Annotated in this window: 4 protein-coding genes and 1 pseudogene; 1 reads left to right on the top strand and 4 read right to left on the bottom strand. The window is 71.2% G+C overall.

Annotated elements, in window-relative coordinates; genetic code table 11:
- The 4 genes and pseudogenes from N912_RS0128005 to N912_RS55125 all read right to left on the bottom strand — a co-directional run.
- Positions 1 to 762 (bottom strand): annotated as a pseudogene (locus N912_RS0128005) (DUF222 domain-containing protein); the annotation flags it as partial.
- 161 nt (positions 763 to 923) lie between these two features.
- Positions 924 to 1466 carry an HIT family protein gene (locus tag N912_RS0128000; RefSeq protein ID WP_028924994.1) on the bottom strand — a complete coding sequence of 181 codons (543 nt, stop codon included), beginning with the start codon at positions 1464 to 1466 and terminating at the stop codon, positions 924 to 926.
- Between the two features lie 35 nt (positions 1467 to 1501).
- A complete protein-coding gene (gene thrS / locus N912_RS0127995; RefSeq protein ID WP_028924993.1) occupies positions 1502 to 3562 on the bottom strand; it encodes a threonine--tRNA ligase in 2061 nt (686 codons plus the stop codon).
- A 54-nt stretch (positions 3563 to 3616) separates the two neighbouring features.
- Entirely contained in the window at positions 3617 to 4741 is a 1125-nt protein-coding gene (locus N912_RS55125; RefSeq protein ID WP_156994079.1) for an alpha/beta hydrolase, read from the bottom strand.
- Positions 4742 to 5236: 495 nt separating this feature from the next.
- Here N912_RS55125 and N912_RS55120 point away from each other — a divergent pair, with 495 nt between their 5' ends.
- On the top strand, positions 5237 to 8173 hold the full coding sequence (locus N912_RS55120; protein ID WP_051580882.1) for a transglycosylase domain-containing protein: 2937 nt from the start codon (positions 5237 to 5239) through the stop codon (positions 8171 to 8173).
- Positions 8174 to 8201 lie beyond the last annotated feature (28 nt).

The following is an 8201-nucleotide window of genomic DNA, read 5'->3' as shown; positions in this document are numbered from 1 at the left end:
CCGGTCGATGCGCTCGCAGGCGGCGGCGGCTTCGTCGGGTGGTAGGCCGTCGGCGGTGATCACGGCGGTGCCGTCCGGGTTCAAATAGCCGACCACGGATCGGTCGGTGATGGCTTTCTCGTACTGGTCGCGGGCGCGGTCGGGGTCTGCGGCGATGACCATGCGCGCCAGCCGCGCCCGTAACTGCCCTGTGGTCAGCCCGCCGGCTTTCGGGAGCAGCGCGCGGCAGATGCGTTCGATCTCCCCGGCGGGTAGGCCTGCGAGGTGGTCGGTGAAGGCGCGGGCTTTGGGCCGGTCGATCTCTCCGGTGTCCAGCGCGGTCCACACCGCCGGCAGTTGGGTGGTCAGTACTTCGGCGAAGTCGTGTTCGGCCTCCGCCGCCCGCCGCGTCCAGGCCAACGCCAAGCGGGTTTCGTCCGCCCCATACCTCGCCGGCTCACCCAACCGCCCCACCTCGTCCAGGGCGGCGAAAGGGTCGCGGCGGCCCACCTCAGCGACCACCGCGAGGAACCGCGCGTCATCATGGGCGCGCTGCCGTGAACGCGCCTGCAACACCGCGATGATCTCACCGTTCGACACTGTGGACAGATCGATCCCATCCAGGGCAGCAGCCAACTCGGGGCCGGGCGAAAGCTCCGCCAACCCCACCGTGACCTGCCCATTTGCCATACCCAAGACGCTAGCGGCAGGCACCGACAATTCCGGAACGACCACCGCGACCAAGACCTGAGTGCCCAGGGAATCCAGACCCAGCGTGATCATCCGGCCGCGGTCCCGCCTACAGACGGGACCAACCCCACCCAACGCGCCCAGCCGCCACCGGGGGACGGCACCAAGCAACCTACAAACTCAGGTCGTCGGAAATCGCGCCAGCGATTTTCGAACGAAACAAATGACGGCACGCACGATCACGAAGTAGCGCGTCAGGCACTCGGCCAGGCTCCCACCAGCAGCTCCCGCGTCTCGGACAACAACTGCGGGATCACCTTCGTCTGCCCGACCACCGCTATGAAGTTAGCGTCCCCACCCCACCGGGGTACCACGTGCTGATGCAAATGCTCAGCCAGCGACCCGCCCGCCACCGCACCCAAATTCAACCCGACGTTGAACGCGTGCGGAGCGGCCACCTTCTTCATGGCGCGCACCGCCCGCTGCGTGAAGTCCATCAGCTCGCCGGACTCCTCCCCGGTCAGATCCTCCAGCTCGGCGACATGCCGGTACGGAACGACCATCAGATGTCCCGGGTTGTACGGGTGGAGGTTGAGCACGGCGTACACCACCTGACCACGCGCAACAACCAGGCCATCCTCGTCGGACAAGGTAGGGATCCGGCAGAACGGACAGCCCTCCTCGGCGCTGCTCGCGGCGGCCTCCTTGATGTAGGCCAGCCGATGCGGCGTCCAGAGACGGCGGAACCCGTCGGCCACGGCGGCCCCGTCCTGACCGACCAGCTCGGTCGGGTCCACAGGGTCAACCGGGTCCACGGGATCCGCCGCCGCCGTCACCGCTTTCCTACCTCGAAGGTCTGCTCACTCGGCGAGGCGTTCTCGCGGCGCCCGATCCAGGCCACGATCGCGTCCACCGCACCTTCCCAAGGCACCCCGTTGAGCTGCGAACCATCCCGGAACCGGAAGCTGACGGCATCGGAGGAAACGTCCCGCCCGCCCGCGAGCAGCAGGAACGGCACCTTCTGCATGGTGTGGGTACGGATCTTCTTCTGCATCCGGTCGTCGCCGGCGTCCACCTCGACGCGCACGCCGTGCGAACGCAACGCCTTGGCGATCCGCGAGACGTACTCGGCCTGCTCGTCGGTGACCGGGATCCCGACCACCTGCACGGGGGCCAGCCAGGCCGGGAAGGCGCCGGCGTAGTGCTCGGTGAGGATGCCGAAGAACCGCTCGATGGAGCCGAACAGCGCGCGGTGGATCATCACCGGGCGCTGCCGGGTGCCGTCGGCGGCGGTGTACTCCATGTCGAAGCGCTGCGGCAGCATCAGGTCGACCTGGATGGTGGACAGCTGGTGGTAGCGCCCGATCGCGTCGCGGGCCTGCACCGAGATCTTCGGCGCGTAGAACGCCGCGCCGCCCGGGTCGAGCACCAGCTCCAGGCCGCTGCTCTCGGCCACCTCGCGCAGCGCGGAGGTCGCCTCCTCCCACTCCTCGTCGGTGCCGATCGACTTCTCCGGGTCGCGGGTGGACAGCTCCAGGTAGAAGTCGTCCAGGCCGTAGTCGCGGAGCAGGTCGAGCACGAACGTGAGCAGGGACCGGATCTCGTCCTGCATCTGGTCGCGGGTGCAGTAGATGTGCGCGTCGTCCTGGGTGAAGCCGCGCGCGCGCATCAGGCCGTGCACCACGCCCGACTTCTCGTAGCGGTAGACGGTGCCGAACTCGAACAGCCGCAGCGGCAGCTCCCGGTACGACCGCCCACGGGAGCGGTAGATCAGGTTGTGCATGGGGCAGTTCATCGGCTTGAGGTAGTAGTCCACCCCTGGCTTGCGGACCTCGCCGCCGGCCCCGTACTCGGCGTCCAGGTGCATGGGCGGGTACATGCCGTCGGAGTACCAGTCCAGGTGCCCGGAGAGCTCGAACAGCTGGCCCTTGGTGGCGTGCGGGGTGTTGACGAACTCGTAGCCGGCCTCGGTGTGCCGGGTCCGCGAGTAGTCCTCCAGCTCCTTGCGGATGATGCCGCCCTTGGGGTGGAACACCGGCAGCCCGGAGCCGATCTCGTCCGGGAATGAGAACAGGTCCAGCTCGGTGCCCAGGCGGCGGTGGTCGCGGCGCTCGGCCTCGGCGAGGCGCTCCAGGTGCGCGTCCAGCGCCTCGGCGGACTCCCAGGCGGTGCCGTAGATGCGCTGCAGCTGCGGGTTCTTCTCGCTGCCCCGCCAGTACGCGGCGGCCGAGCGCATCAGCTTGAACGCCGGGATGAACCTGGTGGTCGGCACGTGCGGGCCGCGGCACAGGTCCGACCAGACCACCTCGCCGGTGTGCGCGTGGATGTTGTCGTAGCTGGTCAGCTCGCCGGAGGCGTCGACCTCCATGACCTCGCTGTCACCGGAGACGCCGCCCTTGAGGTCGATCAGCTCCAGCTTGTACGGCTCGTCGGCCAGCTCCTTGCGAGCCTGGTCCAGCGAGTCGAACCGGCGCCGGGAGAACCGCTGCCCGGACTTGATGATCTTCTTCATGGCCGACTCGAGCTTGCCCAGGTCCTCCGGGGTGAACGGGGTGGGCACGTCGAAGTCGTAGTAGAAGCCGTCGGTGATGGGCGGGCCGATGCCCAGCTTGGCCTCCGGGTGCAGCTGCTGGACGGCCTGGGCCAGCACGTGCGCGGCCGAGTGCCTGATCACCGAACGGCCGTCCGAGGTGTCCGCCCCGACCGGCTCCACCGAGACGTCGGCGTCCGGCACCCAGGCCAGGTCGCGCAGGGCGCCCTCGGGGTCGCGGACCACCACGACGGCGGACGGCCCGGTAGTCGGCAGGCCCGCCTCCCGTACCGCCGAGGCGGCGGTCGTGCCGGCCGGCACCCGGACGGGGGCAGGCACGGGACGGGATGCGGGACCGGACACGACGGGCTCCTTAGAAGAGACGGCGACGGGCGCCGAGGAATGTATCCCCCGATGCTATCTACCCGCCGCCACCCGCTTCCGTCCGGTTTGCCCTGCTCCGGCCGGCACCTCGCGCTGGTGCACGGCGGTGAGGAAACGGTGCACGGCGGCCACCGTGTGCGCGGTGCGGGCGCTGGCCAGCGCGTCGAACCCGTGCTGGGCGTGCGGCAGCTCGGCGAAGCCCACCGGCACCGACGCGTCGCGCAGCGCCGCCACCAGCCGGCGGGACTGCGCGATGTCGACGATCGTGTCGGTCGTCCCGTGCACGACCAGGAACGGCGGCGCCTGCGGACCCACCCGCAGCGCCGGTGAGGCCCGCCGCCAGGTGTCGCCGTCGGTGGCGAACGTGGTGCCGATGACCTTGCCCTCCAGCAGCGCCCAGAGCCCCTGCCGGCCCCTGGTGAAGTCGTGCACGCCGTACATCGGCACGGCGGCCGCCAGCGAGGTGTCCACCTCGGTGAACCCGGGCTGGAAAGCGGGGTCGTTCGGGGTGAGCGCGGCCAGGGCGGCCAGGTGGGCGCCGGCCGAGCCGCCGGTGATGGCCACGAAGTCGGGGTCGCCGCCGTGCCCGGAGATGTGCTCGCGCACCCAGGCGATGGCCCGCTTGACGTCCACGATCATCGCCGGCCACCGCTGCGCCGGGGCCAGCCGGTAGTTCACCGTGACGCACACCCAGCCGCGCTCGGCCAGGTAGCCGAGCAGCGGTTCGGCCTGGCCGAGCTTGTCGCCCATGGTCCAGCCGCCGCCGTGCACCTGCACCAGCACCGGGGCACGCCCGCCCACCGGCAGGTCGGCGCGGTGCCAGACGTCGAGCGTGCCGAACCGCCCGTGCTCGCTGTAGCTGACGTCGGCCACCCGCCGGTAGCGCCGCCTGGCCAGCGGCGCCGGGAGCACCCCGACCGGCCTCCGCCCCGACAGCTCGGAGGGCAGCGTCACCCCCAGCTCGCGCAGCGCGTCCCCGAGGACGTGCGCCGAGCGCCGAGCGTCCCCGGCCAGCCCGGCGAGCCCGGCCAGCGCGGCGCCGTTGAGGGCCAGCCCGGCGGCCCTGGACACCCCGCGCGAGCGCAGCGCCCCGGCGGCGGCCGCCGCGTGCACGCCGATCATGAGCTCGGGCAGTTCGGACGCCAACGCGCTGCTCATCGCCCCGACCACGGAGTATGGCCAGCGCCGGACCCAGGGACGGTAAACACCCGCCACACCGGCCACACCGAGCGCCCCCAGCACCACCGGAACCGAGCGAGCACGCATGGGCACACCCCTTCCAACTCAGTCTGGACCGTTCGCGATGATCGAGCGCTAGAGGGCTATTCACAACTCGACCCTCCGGCGGCGGTCAGTGCGATCCGTCCGGCGGCAGGAGGTGAGGCAACAGAGGTACCTGGCAGTCCTTACCGTGAGTGGCAACGGGCGCTCACGGATCCACAACGGGTGATCGGACCCGGCGGCCGAACGGGTGAGTTTGCCCTCGGCGCCGCATCAACCCGGCGTGGCGCGCCGTTGGTCCTGCGGACCTTGCGCCACAGCCGAGCCCAGTGGCTGGTCGCTAACGCTGACGAAGCATGAGGTGGGAGGCCCTCGGTGTCTGGAGCGTACGTGGGGCCGTCCGGGCCGTCTCGGCCTTCCGGACGACAGCGCGTGCCGGGCCAGCCGGATGGCCCCCATGTACCCGCACAGGCCTCGGGTTCAAACGAGCAATCGAAAGATCGTCCGAACGAGGAGTCGCAGGCGTCCCCGCCCGGCAAGCGGATCGCGCCGTTCACCAGCCCCGCCGCGCCCAGGAAGCCGCCCGCGACACCGCCGGAACGGTCAACGGGCCAGCCGCCCAACGGCCGCCCACCGGCCCGCCGAGCGCCGGCGACCCCGCCCGGAGGACCGCAGGCACGCCCGAACGGCGCGCCGGCCCGCGAACCCGGCCCCGCCGACCGCCGCCGCATCGAGGGCCCGACCATCGGCACCGGGGCGGTCCAGCCACCCAGGTCGCCCGCCAAGCCCCCCGCCCGGCCGCCGGTCGAGCGCGGCCGCCCGAACGGCGGCGGCCCCGACCGCACACAGGGCCTGCCCCAACGGTCGCTCGGCCTGCCCCAGCGGACCACCGGCATCCCCCGCCGGCCCGGCACGGCCGACCCCACCGTCGCCACCCCCTCGGCGGACCGCCCGGCGAGCAAGACCCAGGCGACCAAGACCCAGGCCGCCGAGAAAACGCAGGCCGCCGAGAAGACACCGGACAACCCGCTGGAGACGCCCGCGAACGCCACGGCCGCGCGGCTGATCGCGGAGGGCCGGGCCCGGATGGCCGGCCAGCCCGAGGAGGGCACCCAGAAATCGCGGCGCGACCGCAGGGACCGGCCCCGGTTCGACCCGGCCAGCCTGACCGCGCTGCCCGAGCTCGTGAGCGAGTGGTTCGCCCGCTACAAGCACCGCCGCCGCACCAAGCTCGGCAAGTACACCCGCAAGCAGCTGATCTGGTACCGGATCCGGCTGGTCGGGCTCGCCGCGCTCGGGCTGTTCGTGGTGCTGCCCACGCTGGCGCTCGGCTTCGGCTTCATGTTCTTCGACATCCCGACCCCGGACGACGCGGCCAACAAGCAGGTCGCGACGATCAGCTACGCGGACGGCAACGAGCTCACCAAGATCATCCCTGAGGGCGTCCTCAACCGGACCAAGGTGAACATCGACGAGGTTCCCAAGCACGTCCAGTACGCGGTGCTCTCGGCGGAGGACCGCAGCTTCTTCTCCAACCCGGGGTTCGATCCGATCGGCCTGGCCAGGGCCGCGTGGCGCCAGCTCACCGGCGGCGTGGGCGGCGGGTCCACCATCACCCAGCAGTTCGTGAAGAAGACCCTGGTCGGCGACGAGCACTCGCTCTGGCGCAAGTACAAAGAGATGATCATCGCGGTCAAGATCTCGCAGCAGAGCAAGAAGGAGGACATCCTCGGCGACTACCTCAACGCGATCTTCTTCGGGCGCCGGGCGTACGGCATCCAGGCCGCCAGCCAGGCGTACTTCGGCAAGGACGTGAAGGAGCTCAGCCCGTCCGAGGGCGCGCTGCTCGCCGGGGTGATCCAGTCGCCGTCCAGGTGGGACCCGGCGGTGAACCTGCAGCGCGCCCAGCAGCGGTGGACGTTCGTGATGGACGGCATGGCCGCGCAGGGCTGGATCACCCCCGAGCAGCGCGCGGCGGCCCGTTTCCCGGTCACGGTGCCGCCCCCGAAGGCGCCGGCGGGCGTGCCCACCGACTCCCGAGGCCTGATCCTGGGCGCCATCCGCGACGAGCTCGAACAGCGCGGCATCAGCGAGCAGGAGTTCAACCAGGAGGGCCTGAGGATCACCACGACGATCAAGCCGGAGCTGCAGCAGCACGCGGTCGACGCGGTCCAGAAGGGGCTGGCCGGGCAGCCGGGGAACCTGCGCGGCGCGCTGGTCTCGATCGACCCGGACACCGGCGAGGTGCTGGCCTACTACGGCGGCGACAACGGCATCGGCCTGGACTACGCCAAGGTGCACAAGCAGCCGGGGTCCACCTTCAAGCCGTTCGTGCTGCTCGCCGCGCTGCAGCAGCCGGACCCGATCGGGCTGGGCACCACGTTCAAGGGCGAGCCCCGGCCCGGGCTGCGCAACTCCGAAGGCGCGTCCTGCTCGGTGTGCGACCTCAAGCAGGCGATGACGATCTCGAACAACGTCGTCTACTACGACCTGGCGGGAAAGGTCGGCCCGCAGAAGGTGGCGGACGCCGCGCGCCAGGCCGGCATCACCACCCCGCTCAAGGACGTCAACATCGGCATCGCGCTGGGCAACAAGGAGGTCACCCCGTTCGAGCTGGCCTCGGCGTACGCCACCATCGCGGGCGGCGGCGTGTACCACCAGCCGCACCTGGTCACCAAGGTCGAGACGTCCGACGGCCGGGTGCTGTACAAGGAGGTCAGCCCGGGCGAGCAGCGGTTCAGCGAGCAGGTGGCCCGCAACCTCGTCGAGGGCATGCTCGGGGTGCCCACCTACGACAAGCTGGGCCTGACCACCGGCCAGAGCGCGGCCGCCAAGACCGGCACCGTGCAGTCCCGGTTCGAGGGGCAGAACAACGACGCCTGGATCGCCGGCTTCACCCCGAGGGCGGCCACCGCGGTCTGGATCGGCACCGACCAGAACTCCCCGATCAAGAACTCGAAGGGCGCCCCGATCTACGGCAACATGATGCCGGGCTCGATCTGGAAGTCGTTCATGTCGGACGTGTCCAAGTCGCGGTCCGGCGGCTCGTTCGGCTCCTTCAAGGCGATCGGCACGCCGCCGGCGGTGACCGGGCAGTACGACGGGTTCGCCGCGGGCGCCCCGCCGCCACCGCCGCCGTCGACCCCGCTGTTCCCGTCCACCGAGCCGCCGCCGCCCGACGGCTTCGCCCCGAACGGCACCGGCACCGGAACCTCCGGCGGCACGAGCGACCCCAACGGCACCGGCACCGGCACCGGCCGGGACGGGCGGCGGTCCTCGGGCTCGGAGCCGTCCGGGACGTCGACCAACGAGGCGCCCGAGGCCCAGTCCGACCGCGACTCCGGCTCACGCCGCAACGGCGACCACTGAACCAAGCTCCCGCCGAGGCCGATGAGCA

This window comes from Actinospineispora acaciae DSM 45401, from assembly GCF_000620785.1.
Taxonomy (GTDB): domain Bacteria; phylum Actinomycetota; class Actinomycetes; order Mycobacteriales; family Pseudonocardiaceae; genus Pseudonocardia; species Pseudonocardia acaciae.
The sequence above is the reverse complement of the archived record's forward strand: the minus strand, read 5'-3'. Positions and strand labels throughout refer to the sequence as shown.